Origin of the sequence: Xanthomonas sp. D-109, assembly GCF_017746095.1 — a bacterium.
GTDB classification, from domain to species: Bacteria; Pseudomonadota; Gammaproteobacteria; order Xanthomonadales; family Xanthomonadaceae; genus Xanthomonas_A; species Xanthomonas_A sacchari.
Genome location: NZ_JAGHWV010000001.1, coordinates 243,865 through 262,543 on the forward strand (window position 1 = coordinate 243,865; position 18,679 = coordinate 262,543).

The window sequence follows — 18,679 nt, forward strand, 5'->3', positions numbered from 1 at the left end:
TCAGCGCGGCGTGGAGGGGAGCGACGGCGCGGCACGTCGCCATGGCCAGGCGCTGGCGCAGCCCAGCGTGGCCAGCAGCATGTCCATGTGCGCATCCCAGGGATCGCCCTGCTGGCCGTTGTAGGACTCGGCCTGCTGCGGCGACAGCAGCAGCGCGATCAGCCACTCCAGCCATTCGTAGACCAGGCTGGCGCACATGATCGTCATCGTCGCCAGCACGAAGGCCTGCCGCGCCGACAGCGCCGGCCAGCGCTGGCGCGCGTGGTCGCGCAGCGCCGGCGCGAAGCACACCCCGAACAGCAGGTGGATCAGCCGGTCGGTGTGATTGCGCTGCCAGCCGAACGCCGCGCTCGGCGACCAACCGCCGGTCAATGTGCGCAGCCATTGGTCGTAGGGCACATTGGAATACAGCCAGTGCGCGGCGACGTTGTGCACGCTGATGAAGAGGCAGATGGCGGCGAAATGGCCGGTGCGCAGCGGCCAGCGCCGGTCGTGCCAGACCAGCCAGGCCAGGCCCAGCACCGCCAGGGAGCTGTGCATGGCCTGTTCCGCCGGCCACAGCGGCCGCAGCCAACTGGCGGCGAACACCGCCAGCGCCAGCGTCAGCCAGGCGCGCTTGGCCGCCGCCATGCGGCTCAGCCGATGTGGACGCGTTCGCCAGCGTCCGCGGCGGCGACCACCGCGCCGATCTGCCAGTGCGCCAGACCCAGGGTGTCCAGGCTGCGCTCCAGCGCGGCCACCTGCTCCGGCGCGGCGACCAGCACGAAGCCGATGCCGCAGTTGAAGGTGCGCCACATCTCGCTGTCGGCCACCGCGCCTTCGCGCTGCAGCCACTCGAACACCGGCGGCAGGGTCCAGGCGCTGGCGCGGATGTCCAGGCCCAGGCCGTCGGGGATGACGCGAATGATGTTCTCGGTCAGGCCGCCGCCGGTGATGTGCGCCATGGCATGGATGCCTTCGCCCTGTTCGCGCAGCAGCGACAGGATCGGCTTGACGTACAGCGCGGTCGGCGCCATCAGCGCGTCGGCCAGGGCCACGCCGCCGACCTGCAGGTCGGCCGGGCGCCCGGCGCGGTCGTAGATGCGGCGGATCAGCGAATAGCCGTTGGAATGCGGGCCGGAGGAGGCGATGCCGATCAGCACGTCGCCCTGGCGCACCCGGGCGCCGTCGAGCAGCTGCGACTTCTCCACCGCGCCGACGGTGAAACCGGCCAGGTCGTACTCGCCCGGCGGGTACATGTCGGGCATTTCCGCGGTCTCGCCGCCGATCAGCGCGCAGCCGGCCAGTTCGCAGCCGCGGGCGATGCCGCCGACCACCGCCACGGTGGTCTCCACGTCGAGCTTGCCGGTGGCGAAGTAGTCCAGGAAGAACAGCGGCTCGGCGCCCTGCACCAGCACGTCGTTGACGCACATGCCGACCAGGTCGATGCCGATGGTGTCGTGGCGGCCGAGCTGCTGCGCCAGTTTCAGCTTGGTGCCGACGCCGTCGGTGCCGGACACCAGGACCGGCTCGCGGTACTTGCCGGACAGGTCGAACAGCGCGCCGAAGCCGCCCAGCCCGCCCATCACCTCGGGGCGGAAACTGCGCTTGACCAGGGGCTTGATGCGTTCGACGACGGCATTGCCGGCATCGATGTCGACGCCGGCGTCGCGGTAGGTCAACGGGGCGGCGGCGGGGGGCTGGGAAGTGGTCACGGGCGGCGGGGTCGGCGGAAAGACGGCGATTTTAACAGGCCGCATTGGCGCTAGGCCCGCATTCGGGCAACAATTCGCCCCGGATACGTCGAGTACTGGACCCTTCATGCGCCGCAGCCTTGCCTTCCTTCTGTCTTTCGCGCTGTGCCTGCCTGCCGTGAGCGCCCTGGCCCAGGCCGAGCTGCGCACCGAGGGCGACGTGGCCGGCGCCACCGGCCCCTACGACGCCGAAGTGCCGGTCAACAGCCAGAGCGAGGCCGACCGCAACGGCGCCCTGTCCCGTGCGCTCGGCGTGGTGCTGGGCAAGATCTCCGGCGACAAGGGCGTGATGTCGCGGCCCGGGGTGACCCAGGCGCTGCGCAACGCCAAGAACCTGGTCGACACCTTCGACTACCGCCAGGACCAGGGCACCTCGCCGAGCGGTGCGCCCACCTTCCGCACCATCCTGGTGGCGCGCTTCCGCCCGCAGGACGTGGACGGCCTGGCCGCGGCGCTGGGGCTGCCGGTGTGGCCGCAGCCGCGGCCCAAGCCGGTGGTGTGGCTGGCCATCGACGACGGCAGCGGCCCGCGCCTGGTCGGCGTGCAACAGTCCAATGCCGCGCGCAGCCTGCTCGATCGCGCGATCGAGCGCGGCTTCCGCCTCGGCCTGCCCACCGGCAACGCCGCCGAGCAGGCCCTGGCCGGCGCGATCTGGCGCCAGGACACCGCCGCGGTGGCCAGCGCCTCGTCGCGCTACAGCCCGCCGATGCAGCTGATCGGCAAGCTGTACCGCGGCAAGGCCGGCGGCTGGACCGCGGACTGGACCTTCGTCGATGGCGGCAAGGTGCTGTCGACCTGGTCGGCCAGCGACGCCGATGCCCGCCGCGCCATGGCCAGCGGTGCCGACGGTGCCGCCGACGCCCTGGTCAAGCGCTACGCCAAGGCGGTCAGCGCCGGCCCGGCCGGGATCTACCGGGTGGTGATCACCGGCATCCGCAGCGCCGACGACTACCTGCGCGCCTCCGCCGCGCTGCAGAACGCCTCGGTGGTGCGGCGCATCGTGCCGATCCGCGCCGATGGCGATCGCCTGGAACTGGATCTGGACCTGCTCAGCGGCGTGTCCGGGCTGAACCGCATGCTCGGCCCGGACGCCGCGCTGCAGCCGGTGGTCGCGCCGGTCGAGGGTCCGGTGATCCTCAACAGCGAGCCGACGGAGTACCGCCTGAAATGACGTTGTCGCCCGAAGCCGAGATCGCGCTGTTCCTGCGCCGCCTGAAATGGACGGCGGTGATCGTCGGCGTGCTGTGGGTGGTGTGGCTGCTGGCGCCGATCCTGACCCCGTTCGTGCTGGCGCTGCTGCTCGGCTGGCTCGGCGACCCGCTGGTGGACCGCCTGGAACGCGCCGGGCGCTCGCGCAACATGGCGGTGACCCTGGTGTTCGTGCTGATGGTGCTGCTGCTGGTGCTGGCGCTGGTGATCCTGGTGCCGATGCTGGAGCGGCAGATCGTCACCTTCATCGACGTGCTGCCGCAGGCGCGCGACTGGTTCATGGGCACCGCGATCCCCTGGGCCGAACACAAGACCGGGCTGGAGCTGATGGGCTGGCTGGACCCGGAGCGGCTGATCGACTGGATCCGCGGGCACTGGCAGCAGGCCGGCGGCGTCGCCGCGACCTTCTTCGGCTACCTGTCGCGCTCGGGCTTCGCGATGGTGACCTGGGTGGTCAACCTGGTGCTGCTGCCGATCCTGACCTTCTACTTCCTGCGCGACTGGGACCTGCTGGTCGCGCGCGTGGCCGCCACCATCCCGCGCAACCACGTCGCCACGATCACCCGCCTGGCACTGCAGTCCAACGAGGTGCTGGGCGCGTTCATCCGTGGCCAGTTCCTGGTGATGCTGGCGCTGGGCGTGATCTACGCCGGCGGCCTGACCCTGGTCGGGCTCAAGCTCGGCCTGTTGATCGGCATCGTCGCCGGCCTGATCAGCTTCATTCCCTACCTGGGCGCGACCACCGGCATCCTGCTGGCGGTACTGGCCGCGCTGGTGCAGGCCAAGGGCTTCGACCTGCAGTTGCTGATCCTGGTCGGCGTGGTGTTCACCGTCGGCCAGTTGCTGGAGAGCTACGTGCTGACCCCGCGCATCGTCGGCGACAAGATCGGCCTGCACCCGGTGGCGGTGATCTTCGCGGTGATGGCCGGTGGCCAGCTGTTCGGCTTCCTCGGCATGCTGCTGGCGTTGCCGGTGGCGGCGGTGGCCAACGTGCTGCTGCACTACCTGCACGAGCAGTACCGGCAGAGCGACCTGTATGCGGGCGAGAAGTCGGCGATCCTGCTGGACACCGCCACCGAGCGCACCACCATCATCGAACTGCCGCCGCGCAGCCCCGATCAACCGTGAGCGTGCCGCAACTGCCGCTGGCCCTGCGCTATCCGCCGGAGCAGCGCCTGGACCGCTATCTGGGCGCGCCGGATGGGCTGCTGGCTCAGCTGCAGGCAGTCGCCGACGGCGCCGCCGACGACTGGGTGTACCTGTCCGGCCCCGCCGGCACCGGCAAGACCCACCTGGCCCTGGCGCTGTGCGCGGCCACCGAACAGGCGGGGCGCAGCGCCGCCTACCTGCCGCTGCAGGCCGCCGCCGGCCGCCTGCGCGATGCGTTGGAAGCACTGGAGGGCCGCGATCTGGTCGCCCTCGACGGCCTGGACGCGATCGCCGGGCAGCGCGAGGACGAGGTGGCGCTGTTCGATTTCCACAACCGTGCGCGCAGCGCCGGGGTGACCCTGCTGTACACCGCGCAGGCCATGCCCGACGGCCTGGCGCTCAGCCTGCCCGACCTGCGCTCGCGGCTGTCGCAGTGCACCCGCATCGCCCTGGCGCCGCTTGACGACGCCGGCCGCGCCGCGGTGCTGCGCGAGCGCGCCCAGCGCCGTGGCCTGGTGCTGGAGGATGCGGCGATCGACTGGCTGCTGACGCACGCCGGCCGCGACCTGGCCGGCCTGATCGGTCTGCTGGAACGCCTGGACCGCGAATCGCTGGCCGCGCAGCGGCGGGTGACGGTGCCGTTTTTGCGGAGGGTGGGAATCGGGAATGGGGAATCGGGAATGGGTAAAAGCTGAAGCGCGATAACTCACGCGGTACGCAGAAGCCGGAATAGCAAAAAAAGCAGCATGCAATCGATGCACCGGTTGCCGCAGCTAACAAAGATGTAGCGGGGCGGGATTTGAACCTGCCGCCTGTGGTGGGCGAGGACGTCTGCGGTGGTTGAGGTTGCCGAAGCTCGAGGGGACTCAGCTTTTCCCCATTCCCGATTCCCGTTTCCCCATTCCCAGCACTTCATCCAACTCTGCCAACCGCTGCGGCGTCCCCACGTCCGTCCAGCGTCCGTGGTGCCGCAGCCCATGGAGTTGCCCCTGGTCTGCATGCGCGCGCAGCAGCGGCACCACCGAGAAGCGGGGCGGCACGCCCGGCGCGGTCGGCGCCGGGGCGGCGATGGTCTGCCAGTCGCGCAGCAGGGCAGGGCGGTACATGCCGATGCCGGCGTAGGTGAGCAGCGGTTCGCCGGCGTTGTGCACGTGCCCGTCGTCCTGCAGGGCGAAATCGCCATGCGCGGCATAGGCCGGCGGATCCACCAGCACCAGTTGCGCCAGGCCGGGCGGCTCGGGCGCCAGCCGGGCGAAATCGAAGTCGGTCCAGATGTCGCCGTTGACCAGCAGGAACGGCGCCTCGCCGAGCAGCGGCAGTGCGTGCAGCATGCCGCCGCCGGTTTCCAGCGGCGTGGCGCCTTCGTAGGAATAGGCGATATGCAGCCCGAACGCGCTGCCGTCGCCGAGCGTCTGCGGGAACTGCTCGGCCAGCCAGGACGTGTTGATCACCACCTCGTGTACGCCCAGCGCAGCGAGCTTGCGCAGGTGCCAGACGATCAGCGGCGTGCCGCCCACCGCCAGCAGTGGCTTGGGCGTGTGCGCGGTCAGCGGCCGCATGCGCTCGCCGAGGCCGGCGGCGAAGATCAGTGCCTTCATGCGCCAGCCGCCGCGCGCTGCGCCAGGGCCGGCTTGATCCGCGTCTGCAGCAGTTGCGCCAGCGGCTGCAAGGTGGAGTGCCGCGGCAACGCCTCGTCGAGGTAGGCGATGAAGCGCGGCACGTTGTCCAGGTACCAGGCCTTGCCGTCGCGATAGTTCAACCGCGCGAAGATGCCCAGGTTCTTCAGATGGCGCTGGATGCCCATCCACTCGGCGTCGCGCAGGAACTGCGCCAGCGGCGGCACCGGAATGCCGGCCTGCAGCGCGCGTGCGTGGTAGCCGGCCAGCCAGGCATCCACCCGTGCCAGCGGCCAGCTAACCGTGGTGTCCTTGAACAGGCTGACCGGGTCGTAGGCCACCGGCCCGATCACGCAGTCCTGGAAATCCAGCACCGCCGGACCAGCGGCCGCCGGCATCAGGTTGCGCGGCATGAAGTCGCGATGCACCAGCACCTGCGGCTGGGCCAGCGCGTTGTCCATGAGCTGGCGCTGCACTGCGTGCAGGGCCGCGCACTCGTCGTCGTCCAGGCCGATCCCGAGATGGCGTTGCAGGAACCACTCCTCGAACAGCCCGGCATCGCGCTGCAGCAGCGCCTCGCCGAACACGCCCATGCCTGGCGGCGGCGCGATCGCCTGCAGGCGCAGTAACTGGCCGAGCGCAGCATCGAAGTGCGCGTCCGCGGTGGTCGCGTCCAGGCGTTGCGCCAGGGTCGGTTGCCCCAGGTCTTCCAGCAGCAGGAAGCCGGCCTCCGCGTCCTGCGCCAGGATTTCCGGGACCCGCACGCCGCCGCCGTGCAGCAGGGCGTGCATGCGCAGCCACGGCCGCACGTCTTCCAGGTCCGGCGGCGAATCCATCACGATGCGGCTGACGCCGTGGCCGTGGCTGCGCCAGTAGCTGCGCTGGCCGGCATCCACCGAGGCGCGCTCCAGCGTCGCCTGTGCATCGCCCAGCGCCGTGCGCGCCCAGGCCAGGCGGTGTGCGGCGCGTGCCGCAAGGACATCGGGAACGGTTGGGCTGGCGCTCATCGGCAGGCTGCGGCGGAAACGAGCCGCACAGCGTAAACGGGCGCCGCCGCCGTGGCGAGCGGCGCGCCGCGCCTCAGCGCTTGCTGGAGAACAGCCGCAACAACGCGAGCAGGGCGATGGCGCCGAGCAGCGCACCGAGGAAGCCCGCCGGCTCGCCGCGGCTGTACCAACCCATGTAGTGGCCGAACCAGCCGGCCAGCAACGCACCGGCGATGCCCAGCAACACGGTGAACAGGCAGCCGGAGCGCCCGCTGCTGGGGCCGAGGAAACGCGCCAGCAGGCCGACCACGAAGCCCACCAGGATGATGTAGAGCCAGCTGTCGCTGCCGAACAGAGTGTGAATGGGAAGCGTTCCGGACGCGGAAGGGAATCAGCGTCGGATCGTGCCAGATCGACGGTGATGGCGTCGATGCTTGCGTGCGCCGCGCAGGCGGCACGCCCATGGAAGGCGGCCGCCCGCGCCGCACGGATGACACTATCGGAAAGGCGCCGCGTCGGAGCCGACGCCTCTCCCACCGCAAACCGGGGACGGATCAGTCACTCAGGAACCGGCTTCGCCAATCCCCAATCCCGAATCCCCGCTTTTACACAGCCGAATGGCTGGTCATCCCGGTCCCTCAACAACAGCCATGTCCGCCATGCTGCTCGCCGCCGGCCACCGCCGCGCTGCCGGTGGTCTCGCCGCGCAGGCTGGCGGCATGGTGGGCGGCGATCACCCGCGACACGCAGGCGGTGACCCGCTTGCCCATCGGGATGTGCAGGAACTCGTTGGGGCCGTGCGCGTTGGAATGCGGGCCGAGCACGCCGGTGATCATGAACTGCGCGCCGGGGAACTTCTCGCCGAGCATGCCCATGAACGGGATCGAGCCGCCTTCGCCCATGTACATCGCCGGCTTGCCGAACGCCGCCTGCGAGGCCGCTTCGATCGCATCGGTCAGCCACGGCGACTGCGCCGGCGCGTTCCAGCCGGAGGAGGACTTCTCCAGCGCCAGCGACACCTCGGCGCCATACGGCGGGTCGCGCAGCAGCACTTCCTTGAGCAGTTCGCCGGCGCGCTTGCCGTCCAGCGTCGGCGGCAGGCGCAGCGACAGCTTCACCGCGGTCTCCGGGCGCAGCACGTTGCCGGCCGAGGCCAGCGGCGGCAGGCCGTCGGCACCGGTCACCGACAGCGCCGGGCGCCAGGTGCGGTTGAGCACCAGTTCGGACAGATCCTCCTGCATCGGCCGCATGCCGGGCAGGAACGGGAACTTGCTGTAGACCTCGTCGCCCAGCACCTCGGCGACCTTGCGCGCCTGCGCCAGCCGCTCCTCGGGGATGTCGGCGTACAGGCCGTCGACCTTGATCTTGCCGGTGGCTTCGTCCTCCAGCCGCGACAGCAGGTCGCGCAGTACGCGGAAGCTCGACGGCACCACGCCGGAGGCGTCGCCCGAGTGCACGCCTTCGCTGAGCACCTTGACGCTGAAGTTGCCGCCGGCCAGGCCGCGCAGCGAGGTCGTGCACCACAGCTGCTCGTAGTTGCCGCAGCCCGAATCCAGGCACACCACCAGCGAGGGCTTGCCGATCCGCGCCGCCAGGTGGTCGACGTAGGCGGGCAGGTCGTAGCTGCCCGATTCCTCGCAGGCCTCGATCAGCACCACGCAGCGCGCGTGCGGGATGCCCTGGTCCTGCAGCGCCTGGATCGCCGCCAGCGAACCGAACAGGGCATAACCGTCGTCGGCGCCGCCGCGGCCGTACAGGCGGTCGCCCTTGAGCACCGGGGTCCACGGGCCGAGGTCGGCGTCCCAGCCGGTCATTTCCGGCTGCTTGTCCAGGTGCCCGTACAGCAGCACGGTGTCCTCGCCGGTGACGTCGCTGCTGGCCGGGACTTCCAGGTAGATCAACGGCGTGCGGCCTTCCAGTTGCACCACCTCCACCTGCAGGCCTGGGATCGCCTGCGCCCGCGCCCAGCGCTCCATCAGCGCCACCGCATCGGCCATATAGCCGTGCGCGACCCAATCGGCGTCGAACATCGGCGATTTGTTGGGGATGCGGATGTAATCGACCAGTTGCGGGACGATGTCGTCATCCCACTTTTCGCTCAGGAAACGGTCGATCTTGGCACTGTCCATGAAAAAGCTCCGAAATGATTGCACACGTGTGCAGCCATTCTACGCCCCGGTGCCCTTGTAGGGTTTTTCCTACACGGCGACGCGCCGTTTACCTGCTGTTTGTGACGCGCTCCGACGATAGGCTGTACCCATGTGGCGAGCGATGCTGACCACGCCGGCAGGAAAGGCCGGCGAAGTCCCCATCCAAGTCACAAGGAGCGTTGCCATGCAGTCTTTTATCGTGGTCCTGAAGTCGCTGGTCGTTGCCCTGATGCTGTCCGGTTCCGCGCTCGCCGCGGACAAGGTCAACATCAACTCCGCTGGAGCGGAGGAAATCGACCAGGTGTTGGTGAACGTGGGAGCCGCCAAGGCTCAGGCGATCGTCGACTACCGGCAGGCGCACGGACCCTTCAAGAGCGCCGAGGAACTGGCACTGGTGAAGGGCATCGGACTCAAGACGGTCGAACGGAACCGCGACCGGATCGATGTGGGCGCCACGAAGGCACCCGCGCCGACAGCCGCCAAGCAGGCAGCTGCCAAGCCGGTGGAAAGGCGTTAAAGGGATTTGCAACGAAAGGATAGGGCCGGCGCTGGATGCGCGGCCGCAGCCTCACTGAGCAGGACGCGAAGGGGGAAGGCAGGACGCCGACAGGGAGGTACATCGTCGCCCGGCGTTGCACAGTGACGTGCAGCCGGGCGATGTTTTTTTTGGGGCCATGGCGCGTCTTGCGTTGCCCCCGCATCCCCGCGGGCGGGCCAGGAGGCCGGCGCCGTTGCCGCGATCGTGCAGAATGCGCGGATGGATGGGTGCACGCTGCCTGCGCGGGTCATTCCCGCCAACGAGTATCGCCGCGAACGCTGGCGCAACGGCCTGGGCTGGACCCGGGAGATCCTGCGGCTGCCGACTGTCGGCGACGACTGGCTGCTGCGTCTGTCCATCGCCGAGATCGAGCAGGACGCGGCCTTTTCGCCCTTTCCCGGGATCGACCGCGAACTGGTCCTGCTGCGCGGCAACGGCGTACGCCTGCGCTTCGACGACGGCGAGGAGCAGGTGCTGCATGACCCGTGCGCGCGCCTGCGCTTCGCCGGCGAGCGGCCGCTGCGCGGCGAGTTGCTGGACGGGCCGACCCACGATTTCAACCTCATGTGGCGACGCGACCGGCTGCGCACGCAACTGCTGCACCGGCCGCTGGTCGGGCCGATGCTGTTCTTCGCCGAACCCGGTGTCGCCTGGGCCGTTCATCTTCTGGCAGGGCAAGCGCAGTTCGATGCGGCCAGCGGACTGCCGCCGTTGGCGGTCGGCGACAGCGCCTGGTTGGCCGCCGATGCCAGGCGCCGCTTTGCTTTGAGCGGGGGTGGGGAGTTGCTGGCGATACGCATCGAGGCCTTGGCGACCCCCGCCGATTGAGCCTGCGACGCCGTGCGCGCGGCTCTTGCGGCGTCGGCGCTGACCGCGTCCAATGCGCGGACGCGGCCACCCGGGCCGAACAGCGGAAGCCGACAGGTGGTCTCGGATAACAGGTGGATGGCGAAAATTCTGGTGGCGGACGCGGACGCGGCCTTGCGCGACCGGATCCGCGGTTACCTGGCCTGTTTCAATCTGCAGACCCACGACGCCGACAGTGCGCCGCAGCTGCAGGCGCAACTGGCGGCTGGGCATTACGACGCCGTGGTGCTCGATGCCGGCCTCGACGGCGCCGAGGGTCTGCGCCTGTGCCGGCATCTGCGCGACCGCGGCGACATCGCCATCGTGATGATGGCCGATCGCGCCGAGCCGGTGGACCGGGTGATCGGGTTGGATCTGGGGGCGGACGATTTCCTGGTGCGGCCGCCCGACCTGCGCGAACTGGTGGCGCGGCTCAATGCGGTGTTGCGCCGGGTTCGTGCCACGCAGCCGCCGCCGGCGGCGCAGGGCGGCTGGCAGGTCGATGCTGCGCGTCACCAGGCGGTGGCGCCGGACGGGCGGACGATTCCGCTGTCGCCTGGCGAACTGCGGTTGATGGCGGTGTTCCTCGAGCAGCCCGGCGAGGTGCTCACGCGCGAGACGCTGCGCACCGCACTCGGCGATGGCGAGGCCAGCGCCGCGGCGGGCAGCCGCGGCATCGATCTGCAGGTCTCGCGGTTGCGCCAGAAGCTCGGCGACGACCCGCTGGTGCCGCAATGGATCCGCACCGTGCGCGGCAAGGGGTATCTGTTCGAGCCGCATCAGGTGGGGGTGCCCGCCGCCCGCTGAGCGGGGCCGGCCTGGCCGCGTGCCCACAGCGGCGTGCCCGGTCCTGCCGGACCTGCGTCTTTTCCGCCTCGCAGCGTTGCTGCCTCACCGATGGCCGGCCTCGTCTGGCCCGGGCATGCGCCGGTGCGCGGGTGTCGCGCGACACCAGCCGCTGGCAGGCCCTTCGGCACGCTAGATGTGAATTCAGCGTGTGTTTCAGTTCTGATACAAAGCCGATATCTTGCTGACAAGCCATGCCTCGACACTGCCGATGTCGGGTTGACCCGTCGGAGCAGCCATGACCGCAGCGATCGCTGCATTCCACGACTGCACTTCATGACACTAGGGGGTTCGCATGATCAGCAGCATCAGCAGTGGCAGTTCGGCCTATGCTGCCAGCCGCTTCAGTACGGCCAGCAGTGCGTCCGCACAGACGACGCAAACCACGCAAACCGCGGAGCAGAATCCGCTCCAGAAGTTGTTCAAGAGCATCGACAGCGACAATGACGGCAGCCTCAGCAGTTCCGAGCTGAGCGCGGCGCTGAAGTCCAGCGAGAGCGACAGCAGTTCCAGCATCGACATCGATGGCCTGATGAGCATGCTGGACCAGGACGGTGGCGGTACCGTCAGCGAGAGCGAGTTCTCCCAGGCCCTGGCGCCGCCGCCGCCGCCGCAGGGCGGTGCCGACAAGGACGCCAAGTCGATCCTGAGCAGCCTGGATACCGATGGCGACGGCGTCATCAGCAGCAAGGAACTGAGCGCCGCCGCCAATGGCAGCGACAGCAGCGACCTGTTCGCCAAGCTCGACAGCGACAAGGACGGCGGCATCAGCCTGCAGGAACTGAAGAGCGGCATGCGCCCGATGGGGCCGCCGCCGCCGCGGGGTGGCGAGGGCGGTGCCGGTGCCGGTGCAAGCAGTGCCGATGCCAGCGCCACCAGCAGTTCGAGTTCCAGTTCTGCCAGCAGTTCCGATTCCAGCTCCGCCTCCAGTACCAGCAGCGCGCAGGATGCCTACGCATTGCTGCTCAAGTTGGCGTCGGACCAGTATCGCAGCTACGGCAGCAACGCCAGCGCGTCGACCTCGTTCTCGGTCGCCGCGTAACCGCGACGGTCCGCCTTCGCGGCGGACCGTGGCCATCGGCGCGCGACGCGTCCCCGCGCCGCGCGCGGCGCAAGGCGGGAATCGCTGCCACGCCTCCCGCCATATGCGCATCCGGCCCGCATGCGACGGCCCAACACTGTGCGCTGCCTGCGCTGTACCCGATGTTGCGCGATCACGCCTTCGAGCATCGCGCAATGGTGGTGGGATGCGATCGGTGTGGTCGGGGCGTCACTGCAGGCAGCGACGGCAGGCAGCGGGGTTCAGCGTGCCCGCACGAAAGCGGCCACCGCGAGCGGCGCACGCTCATGCGTCGCGCAATGCGGCGAAGGCGCTGCTGAGCCGTTCCCGCACACCGCCGGCGTGGCGCAGCAGGAAGCGCACTGCCAGCCCCTCGCGCTCGGCGCAGGCCAGTCCGGCCTCGACCCCAAGCACGCCCAATGCCGTGGCCCAGGCGTCGGCGCGCATCGCATCGGCAGCCGCCACCGTGACCGCGGCCAGCGTCGCGGCGATCGGGCGGCCGCTGCGCGGGTCCAGCAGGTGTCCGTAGCGGCGGCCGTCCTGCTCGAAGTGGTGCCAGCGATCGCCGGACGTGGCCACCGCCAGGCCATCGACCGCGAGCGCGCGTGGCGCCACGTCGCCGCGCCGTTCCTCTGCAGGCGCAGCCTCGATCAGCACGCGCCACGCCTGACCATCCGGCTTGCGACCGTAGCCGTAGAGGTCGCCGCCGACCTCGACCAATGCGCTGTCCACGCCATGCGCACGCAGTGCCGCCGCCGCCAGGTCGACACCGTAGCCCTTGGCGATCGCCGACAGATCCAACTGCAGCCCGCCCGGCTGCTGCCAGCGGCCAGCGCCGTCGACGTGCAGCCGGTGCCAGTCGCCGGCGGCGCGGGCCTGTTGCAGTGCCGCGGCGCCCGGCACCCGTCGATCGCCGGCCTCGGCGCCGAACCCCCACAGGCCGACCACGGCGCCGATGGTGGGGTCGAAGGCGCCGTCGCTGCGCTGCGCCACCTCCAGCGCGCAGCGCAGCACCGTGTCCAACGCGGCCGGCAAGGCGTGCCAGCTGTCGGCGTCGGCGCGGTTGTAGCGGACGAGATCAGACTGCGCGTCCCAGGTGCTCATCTGCGCGACCACCAGATCGAGCCGGGCCTGGATCGCGTCGCGCAGCGTCGGTAGGTCATGCTCGCGCGGTGCGACCAGTCTGGCGCTCCAGTGCGTGCCCATGCTGCGGCCGTGCAGGGTGGCGATTCCGGCATTGGGGCGGGATGCGGCGGGTGAGTCTGGGCGGCTCACGCGTCGACCACGTGCAATGGTGTATTGCCCGGACGCCCGCACCCGGCGCTGCGCGAACCCACGTTGGCGGTGCGGGCCGCGTCCGCGTGGCCGCGCACGCTCAGGTCTCCGACCAGTCGCGCAGCAGGTTGTGGTAGACGTTGGTCAGGCGCAGCAGCGCCGCTGCGTCCGCGCCGCTGGCGGTCAGCGCCTGGATCGCGGTGTCCAGGTCGAACAGGGTCTGCCGGCGGGCGGCGTCGCGTACCAGGCTCTGCACCCAGAAGAACGAGGCCAGCCGCGCGCCGCGCGCCACCGGCGCGACCCGGTGCAGGCTGCTGGACGGATACAGGATCAGGTCGCCGGCGGGCAGCTTGACCTCGTGCTCGCCGTAGGTGTCGTGGATCAGCAGTTCGCCGCCTTCGTACTCCTCCGGCGCACTGAGGAACAGCGTGCAGGACAGGTCGCTGCGCACGGTCAGCGCCGGCTGCGCGGCGGTGGCGGCCTGGGTCATCACCGCGCCATCGACGTGCAGGCCGTAGCTGCCACCGCCGGCATAGCGATTGAAGCGCGGTGGGATGGTGCGCAGCGGCAGCGCCGCGGCGAAGTACAGCGGGCTGCGCGCCAGCGCGCTCAGCACTGCCTGGCCGAGTTCCTGCTTCAGCGGCGAGGCATCGGCCAGTTGCAGGTTGCGCTTGACCTGCGCGCCCTGCGTGCCGACGGTTTCGCGGCCGTCCACCCAGTCGGCGGTCTCCAGTGCCTGGCGGAACCGTGCGACCTCATCGGCGCTGAGGATGTCGGGAATGTGCAACAGCATGCGGCGCTCCGGTGGTGGACGCCCAGGATAGGGCGTCCACCGCGCATTGGCAGGCGCGGTCGGTCAGAACCGGACCTCGGCGGTCAGCAGCACCGAGCGTGGCGCGCCGGGTGTGTAGCGGAAGCCGCTCTTGTTGATCGCGGCGACGTAGTCCTTGTCGAACAGGTTGTAGGCGTTCAGGCGCAGCGCCAGGTGGTCGTTGACTGGGTAGCTCAGCACCGCGTCCCACACCGTGTATGACTTCACGAACGCCGGCGTGCCGACCGCGCTGTCGCGGCCGCGCTGCATCTCGCCCGAGTAGCGCACGCCGCCGCCGACGGTCAGCCCGAACGGCAGGGTGTAGGTGGTCCAGGCGGTGAACGCGCTGTCCGGGGTATAGGCGAGATCCTGGCTGCCGTCCTGCGAAACTGTCGTGCCTTGCCGCACCCGCGCATCCAGCTTGGTGTAGCCGCTGGACACGGACCAGCGCTCGGTCAGCTTGCCGACCGCCGACAGCTCGATGCCTTGCACGCGCTTTGCGCCGCTCTGGTAGTACAGCCCGTCGCTGCCCTGCACGATCTCGTTGTTCACGTCGGTGCGGAACAGCGCCAGCGTCGCGAACAGCGCATCGTCGAGGAAATTCCACTTCGTGCCGACTTCGGCGGTCTTGGCCTTCTGCGGATCGAAGCGCGGATTGTTGGCGTTGTTGGCCGAGGCGCTCAGTTCCAGCGTGCTGCCGCCGGGCGGCTGCTGCGAGGTGGCGAAGTTGGCGTACACGCTCACGTCCTCGTTGGCCTTGTAGACCGCGCCGAGTTTCCAGCTGAACAACGTGTCGGCGATGTCGGTGTCCAGGCCGACCACGGTGGTGCAGGGCGCGGCGGTGGAGGTGGCGGAGGTGCACACCAGGCTGTCGAAGTCGGTCTTGTAGCGGTCCGCGCGCACCCCGGCGGTGACCAGGAAACTCTCGCCGAACTTCAGCGTGTCGAAGGCGTAGGCCGAGTAGGTGGTGGTGGTGCCGTGGCTGCGCGCGCCATTGCGCGCGGAGCGCAGTGGCGTGGTGTTCCAGTCCGGCGCATACAGGTTGGCCGGATTGGCCGCCAGCCAGGCGGCGCGGTCGACGAGGTTGTGGCCCCAGCTGCGCAGTTCCTCGCGCGAGGCTTCCACGCCGGTGCTGAGGGTGTGCCGTACCGCACCGGTGGCGAAGTCCACGCGCAGGTTCAACTGGTCGGCGAGGATGGTGTACTGCTGGTCCTTGAAGGTCGGCAGGCTGCGCAGCACCGTCCAGGTCGATGCATCGGCCGGATTCGGCGTGCGCAGGTTGGCGGCGTTGGGCATGAACGCGAACAGCAGGTAATCCTGTTCGTTGCGGCCCCAGCGCGCGGTGTTGGTCAGCTTGACCGTGTCGGAGACGTCGTGCTCGATGCGGAAGGTGGCCATCTTCGCGGTCACGTCGTCGTGGTCGGCGCGGGTGCCGTAGAAGTTGCGGCTATCCACGCGCGCCGCGCTGCCGAGCCACGGCCGTGTGGGATCCGGCGAACTGTAGCCGGGCAGGCCGATGGTCGGCACGCCGCCATCGGGGACGTTGTCCTGCTTCACATACAGCAGGTCGAGCAGGTAGCGCGTGTCGGTGCCCAGGCCGAACGCCAGCGACGAGGCCAGGCCCCAGCGCTTGTTGGCGACATGGTCGCGGCCGATGGCGTCGCTGTCCTGGCCCATCACGTTGACCCGCAGCGCGCTGCTGGCGCCCAGGGCCTGGTTCCAGTCCGCGGTCGCGCGGCGCTGGCCATGGTCGCCGCCGGACAGCGTGGCGCTGCTGGCGTTGTCCAGGTGCGCCTGCTTGCTGACCAGGTTGATCGCGCCGGTCGGCGCACTGCGGCCGTTGTCGGTGCCGGCCGGGCCTTTCTCGACCTCGATCTGCTCGATGTTGAACACGTCGCGCGAGATCGAACCGAGGTCGCGCAGCCCGTCGACGAAGATGCTGCTGGAGCTGTCGAAACCGCGCATGTAGATCGCATCGCCGGTGCTGGTGTTGCCGTTCTCGCCGACGTAGAACGTGCCCACGCCCGGGCTGTTGCGCAGCGCTTCGGTGAGGGTGGTGGCGCCCTGTTCGTTGAACAGGTCCTTGCCGATGATGTTGAGGGTCTGCGGGGTGTCGATCAGCGGCTGGGTGAACTTCGGCGAGTCCGGCGCCTCCACCAGGTAGCGCTTGGCGCGCTGCGCCTGCACGTCGACCTTGTCCAGGGTGGTGGGCTGGTCGCCGGTCTCCGCATGCGCGGGGGAGAGCAGGCTCAGCCCGCCGAGCAGCACGGCGGTGCTGAGGGTCGGTGCGGCGGCCTGGCGGGTCACGGTGTGTTTGCGGCGCTTGATCGGAGAGGTCATGGGCGGTTCGGTGGCAGGATGAAGGGCGGCCCGATCGCGTGCGCCGTCGTCCTTGCTGGGAGCGACGACGGCTCGGTCGGGCCGTTGGCCGAAGGGGTGTCTGCCGCGGATGCGCTGCAGGCAGGGCGTTCATTTTCCATGCAAATGCGAATTGTTTGCAATATCTTTGTCATCGCTGCCGGTCCGGTACTGCTCGGATCCCGGACGTTGCCAGACCACGCGGACACAGCGGCCAAGGGGCTAGGCCTGCGCGAGGACGGGGCGTGGGTGCTGTGGCGCGTGCCGCCGGGCGCCTGTGAGGCACGGCGCTGCGGATGTGGGAACGTCCCGGGCAAACGGGAGAGGTGCGTGGGCGTCAGGCGGCCGATGCTGCCTGGAGGCTATCGCGGCAGGCGGCGGAATCGTCGCTGCGGGACGCTGCGGCGACGGAACAGGTCGTGGACCATCTTGCGCGTCACCAGGGGGTGTCAGTGCCGGCGACCAGTCTTTAGGCCGCTGCACGCCGGCCGTGCAGGTGGCAGCATGCGCCTGAGCGCTTGGGATGGACCGCGTGCGGCGCCGTCCTGCGGCGCCGCACGCGCAGGCTTCAGGCTGCCGCGGCCTGGGCCAGGCGCGGGCCTTCGCGCAGGGCGCGGCCGATCAGCCCGACCAGCAGGTCGAGCTCTTCGCTGTCCATCGCGAAGTGCGGGGTGAAGCGCAGCGAATTCTCGCCGCCGTGGATCACGTTGACGCCGTGCTGGCGCAGCCACTCCTCGGTGGAGCCGGCGCCGTAGCACTTGTACTGCGGGGCCAGCGCGCAGGAGAACAGCAGGCCGGTGCCCTGCACCTGGGTGATGGCGCCGCCGAGCTCGGCCTTGAGCTTCTCCAGCTTCTGCACCGCCTCGGCGCCGCGCTCGCGGATGTTGGCGCGTACCTGCGGGGTCAGTTGCGCCAGGGTCGCGGTGGCCACGTCCAGCGCGCGCGGGTTGCTGGTCATGGTGTTGCCGTAGGTGCCCTTGCGATACACCTGCGCCGCGTGCTCGGTCACCGCCAGCACCGACAGCGGGTACTGCGCGGCGTTGAGCGCCTTCGAATAGGTTTCCAGGTCCGGCACGTCGAGTTGCTCGAAGCCGGGATAGTCCACCACCGACAGCACGCCGTGCGCGCGCAGGCCGGCCTGGATCGAGTCGACCAGCAGCAGGCTGCCGTGGTTGCGGGTCAGTTCGCGCGCGGCGGCGTAGAACGCCGGCGGCAGCGCGCGGCCGGGGTCGCCTTCGCCCATCACCGGCTCCAGGAACACCGCCTCGATGAAGCAATTGTGCTGCTCGGCCTCGGCGAAGGCGCGGCGCAGCGCCTCCACGTCGTAGGGCGCGATGGCGATCAGCGCATCGTCGCCGCGGTAGCTGGCCAGGTGCTGCAGATAGGTCTTGCGGCTGGAGTCGGAATACATGCCGGGCCGGTCGGTGCGGCCGTGGAAGCTGCCCTTGACCACCAGCCGCTTGATCTTGGCGCCGGCGTGGCGCGCGCCCGGATCGGTCTGCAGCTTGGCGTTGATGTCGACGATGCGCGCGGCCAGGCCCACCGCTTCGGAACCGGAGTTGAGGCACATGAAGCGGGCATACGGACAGCCGCCGCGGCGGTGGCCGATCTCTGCGCGCAGGGCGCGCTCGAAGCGCAATTGCGACAGGTTGGGGGTCATCACGTTGGCCATCACCTGCGGCCGCGCCATCGCCTCCAGCACCGCTTCCGGGGTGTGGCCGAAGCCGAGCATGCCGTAGCCGCCGGCGTCGTACAGAACGGCGCCCTTGAGCGTGACCACCCACGGGCCGCGCGCGCTCAGCGCCACGTAGGGGGTCACCGCGTCGTCGGCGTAGAAATTGACGAACCCGGCCTGCAGGTGGCGGATCTGCTCGGCTTCGTCCAGTTCCAGCAATTCGCCGAATTCGGCAGCGATGCGCGCGTAGTCGTCGCCCGCCGCCTCGATCGCCGCGCGCAGCGCCGGATGCGAGGCCGCCAGGCGTTCGATGCTGGCGTCGTCCAGGCCATGGGTCAGGCGGTCGCCGGCATGGGCACGGAGCGGGGCGAGGGGGCCGAGTACGGTCATGGGCGATCTCCTGAAGGCGGGCTGTCTGGTGACGATC

17 protein-coding genes are annotated in these 18,679 nt (G+C 70.0%); 7 read left to right on the forward strand and 10 right to left on the reverse strand.

What is annotated here, in order from left to right:
- Positions 1-630, reverse strand: a complete 630-nt coding sequence (locus J7357_RS00970) for a DUF2238 domain-containing protein (RefSeq protein WP_209244243.1) — start codon at positions 628-630, stop codon at positions 1-3.
- A gap of 5 nt (positions 631-635) precedes the next feature.
- Complete coding sequence (gene purM / locus J7357_RS00975) at positions 636-1,694, reverse strand: phosphoribosylformylglycinamidine cyclo-ligase (protein WP_209244244.1); 1,059 nt, start codon at positions 1,692-1,694, stop codon at positions 636-638.
- A 106-nt stretch (positions 1,695-1,800) separates the two neighbouring features.
- Here purM and J7357_RS00980 point away from each other — a divergent pair, with 106 nt between their 5' ends.
- From J7357_RS00980 to hda, 3 genes are read left to right on the forward strand one after another with little or no spacing between them, the layout of a single operon-like run.
- Positions 1,801-2,904, forward strand: coding sequence for a DUF2066 domain-containing protein (locus J7357_RS00980; RefSeq protein ID WP_010344088.1), 1,104 nt, complete (start codon positions 1,801-1,803; stop codon positions 2,902-2,904).
- Positions 2,901-4,070 carry an AI-2E family transporter gene (locus tag J7357_RS00985; protein ID WP_209244245.1) on the forward strand — a complete coding sequence of 390 codons (1,170 nt, stop codon included), beginning with the start codon at positions 2,901-2,903 and terminating at the stop codon, positions 4,068-4,070. The genes J7357_RS00980 and J7357_RS00985 overlap by 4 nt, the downstream gene beginning before the upstream one ends.
- Positions 4,067-4,786 (forward strand): DnaA regulatory inactivator Hda, encoded by a 720-nt coding sequence (gene hda, locus J7357_RS00990; RefSeq protein WP_209244246.1) that lies wholly within the window; start codon positions 4,067-4,069, stop codon positions 4,784-4,786. Before J7357_RS00985 ends, hda begins: the two co-directional genes overlap by 4 nt.
- A 171-nt stretch (positions 4,787-4,957) precedes the next feature.
- Here hda and murU read toward each other — a convergent pair whose 3' ends face one another.
- From murU to J7357_RS01010, 4 genes are all read right to left on the reverse strand, one after another.
- Positions 4,958-5,689, reverse strand: coding sequence for an N-acetylmuramate alpha-1-phosphate uridylyltransferase MurU (murU, locus tag J7357_RS00995; RefSeq protein WP_209244247.1), 732 nt, complete (start codon positions 5,687-5,689; stop codon positions 4,958-4,960).
- A complete protein-coding gene (locus J7357_RS01000; protein ID WP_209244248.1) occupies positions 5,686-6,714 on the reverse strand; it encodes a phosphotransferase in 1,029 nt (342 codons plus the stop codon). The genes murU and J7357_RS01000 overlap by 4 nt, the downstream gene beginning before the upstream one ends.
- Before the next feature lie 73 nt (positions 6,715-6,787).
- On the reverse strand, positions 6,788-7,057 hold the full coding sequence (locus J7357_RS01005; RefSeq protein ID WP_010344083.1) for a GlsB/YeaQ/YmgE family stress response membrane protein: 270 nt from the start codon (positions 7,055-7,057) through the stop codon (positions 6,788-6,790).
- Between the two features lie 274 nt (positions 7,058-7,331).
- Positions 7,332-8,822 (reverse strand): M20 family metallopeptidase, encoded by a 1,491-nt coding sequence (locus J7357_RS01010; protein ID WP_209244249.1) that lies wholly within the window; start codon positions 8,820-8,822, stop codon positions 7,332-7,334.
- A 205-nt stretch (positions 8,823-9,027) separates the two neighbouring features.
- On the opposite strand from J7357_RS01010, the gene J7357_RS01015 reads away from it, so the two are divergent.
- The 4 genes from J7357_RS01015 to xopAW all read left to right on the forward strand — a co-directional run bounded on the left by J7357_RS01015 (position 9,028) and on the right by xopAW (position 12,115).
- Positions 9,028-9,360 (forward strand): ComEA family DNA-binding protein, encoded by a 333-nt coding sequence (locus tag J7357_RS01015; RefSeq protein WP_010344081.1) that lies wholly within the window; start codon positions 9,028-9,030, stop codon positions 9,358-9,360.
- Positions 9,361-9,600: 240 nt separating this feature from the next.
- A complete protein-coding gene (locus tag J7357_RS01020) occupies positions 9,601-10,209 on the forward strand; it encodes a HutD family protein (RefSeq protein WP_209244250.1) in 609 nt (202 codons plus the stop codon).
- A gap of 117 nt (positions 10,210-10,326) precedes the next feature.
- Positions 10,327-11,034, forward strand: a complete 708-nt coding sequence (locus J7357_RS01025; RefSeq protein WP_209244251.1) for a response regulator transcription factor — start codon at positions 10,327-10,329, stop codon at positions 11,032-11,034.
- A 334-nt stretch (positions 11,035-11,368) separates the two neighbouring features.
- Complete coding sequence (xopAW, locus tag J7357_RS01030) at positions 11,369-12,115, forward strand: XopAW family type III secretion system calcium-binding effector (RefSeq protein ID WP_244667173.1); 747 nt, start codon at positions 11,369-11,371, stop codon at positions 12,113-12,115.
- Positions 12,116-12,418: 303 nt separating this feature from the next.
- On the opposite strand, the gene J7357_RS01035 is transcribed toward xopAW, so the two are convergent.
- The 4 genes from J7357_RS01035 to J7357_RS01050 form a co-directional block, all read right to left on the reverse strand.
- On the reverse strand, positions 12,419-13,339 hold the full coding sequence (locus J7357_RS01035; protein WP_209244868.1) for an FAD:protein FMN transferase: 921 nt from the start codon (positions 13,337-13,339) through the stop codon (positions 12,419-12,421).
- 169 nt (positions 13,340-13,508) lie between these two features.
- On the reverse strand, positions 13,509-14,201 hold the full coding sequence (locus J7357_RS01040; protein WP_209244252.1) for a Fe2+-dependent dioxygenase: 693 nt from the start codon (positions 14,199-14,201) through the stop codon (positions 13,509-13,511).
- Between the two features lie 63 nt (positions 14,202-14,264).
- On the reverse strand, positions 14,265-16,559 hold the full coding sequence (locus tag J7357_RS01045; RefSeq protein ID WP_209244253.1) for a catecholate siderophore receptor Fiu: 2,295 nt from the start codon (positions 16,557-16,559) through the stop codon (positions 14,265-14,267).
- Positions 16,560-17,145: 586 nt separating this feature from the next.
- On the reverse strand, positions 17,146-18,642 hold the full coding sequence (locus J7357_RS01050) for an aminotransferase class III-fold pyridoxal phosphate-dependent enzyme (RefSeq protein WP_209244254.1): 1,497 nt from the start codon (positions 18,640-18,642) through the stop codon (positions 17,146-17,148).
- Between the last annotated feature and the right edge of the window lie 37 nt (positions 18,643-18,679).

What these genes read in the sequence shown, in the direction of transcription:
- J7357_RS00970 (WP_209244243.1), bottom strand. Translation starts at nt 630, where the DNA reads ATGGCGGCGGCCAAGCGCGCCTGGCTGACGCTGGCGCTGGCGGTGTTC.
- J7357_RS01040 (WP_209244252.1), bottom strand. Translation starts at nt 14,201, where the DNA reads ATGCTGTTGCACATTCCCGACATCCTCAGCGCCGATGAGGTCGCACGG.
- J7357_RS00980 (WP_010344088.1), top strand. Translation starts at nt 1,801, where the DNA reads ATGCGCCGCAGCCTTGCCTTCCTTCTGTCTTTCGCGCTGTGCCTGCCT.
- J7357_RS01015 (WP_010344081.1), top strand. Translation starts at nt 9,028, where the DNA reads ATGCAGTCTTTTATCGTGGTCCTGAAGTCGCTGGTCGTTGCCCTGATG.
- J7357_RS01050 (WP_209244254.1), bottom strand. Translation starts at nt 18,642, where the DNA reads ATGACCGTACTCGGCCCCCTCGCCCCGCTCCGTGCCCATGCCGGCGAC.
- murU (WP_209244247.1), bottom strand. Translation starts at nt 5,689, where the DNA reads ATGAAGGCACTGATCTTCGCCGCCGGCCTCGGCGAGCGCATGCGGCCG.
- J7357_RS01035 (WP_209244868.1), bottom strand. Translation starts at nt 13,339, where the DNA reads ATGGGCACGCACTGGAGCGCCAGACTGGTCGCACCGCGCGAGCATGAC.
- J7357_RS01020 (WP_209244250.1), top strand. Translation starts at nt 9,601, where the DNA reads ATGGATGGGTGCACGCTGCCTGCGCGGGTCATTCCCGCCAACGAGTAT.
- J7357_RS00985 (WP_209244245.1), top strand. Translation starts at nt 2,901, where the DNA reads ATGACGTTGTCGCCCGAAGCCGAGATCGCGCTGTTCCTGCGCCGCCTG.
- J7357_RS01000 (WP_209244248.1), bottom strand. Translation starts at nt 6,714, where the DNA reads ATGAGCGCCAGCCCAACCGTTCCCGATGTCCTTGCGGCACGCGCCGCA.
- J7357_RS01010 (WP_209244249.1), bottom strand. Translation starts at nt 8,822, where the DNA reads ATGGACAGTGCCAAGATCGACCGTTTCCTGAGCGAAAAGTGGGATGAC.
- xopAW (WP_244667173.1), top strand. Translation starts at nt 11,369, where the DNA reads ATGATCAGCAGCATCAGCAGTGGCAGTTCGGCCTATGCTGCCAGCCGC.
- J7357_RS01045 (WP_209244253.1), bottom strand. Translation starts at nt 16,559, where the DNA reads ATGACCTCTCCGATCAAGCGCCGCAAACACACCGTGACCCGCCAGGCC.
- J7357_RS01025 (WP_209244251.1), top strand. Translation starts at nt 10,327, where the DNA reads ATGGCGAAAATTCTGGTGGCGGACGCGGACGCGGCCTTGCGCGACCGG.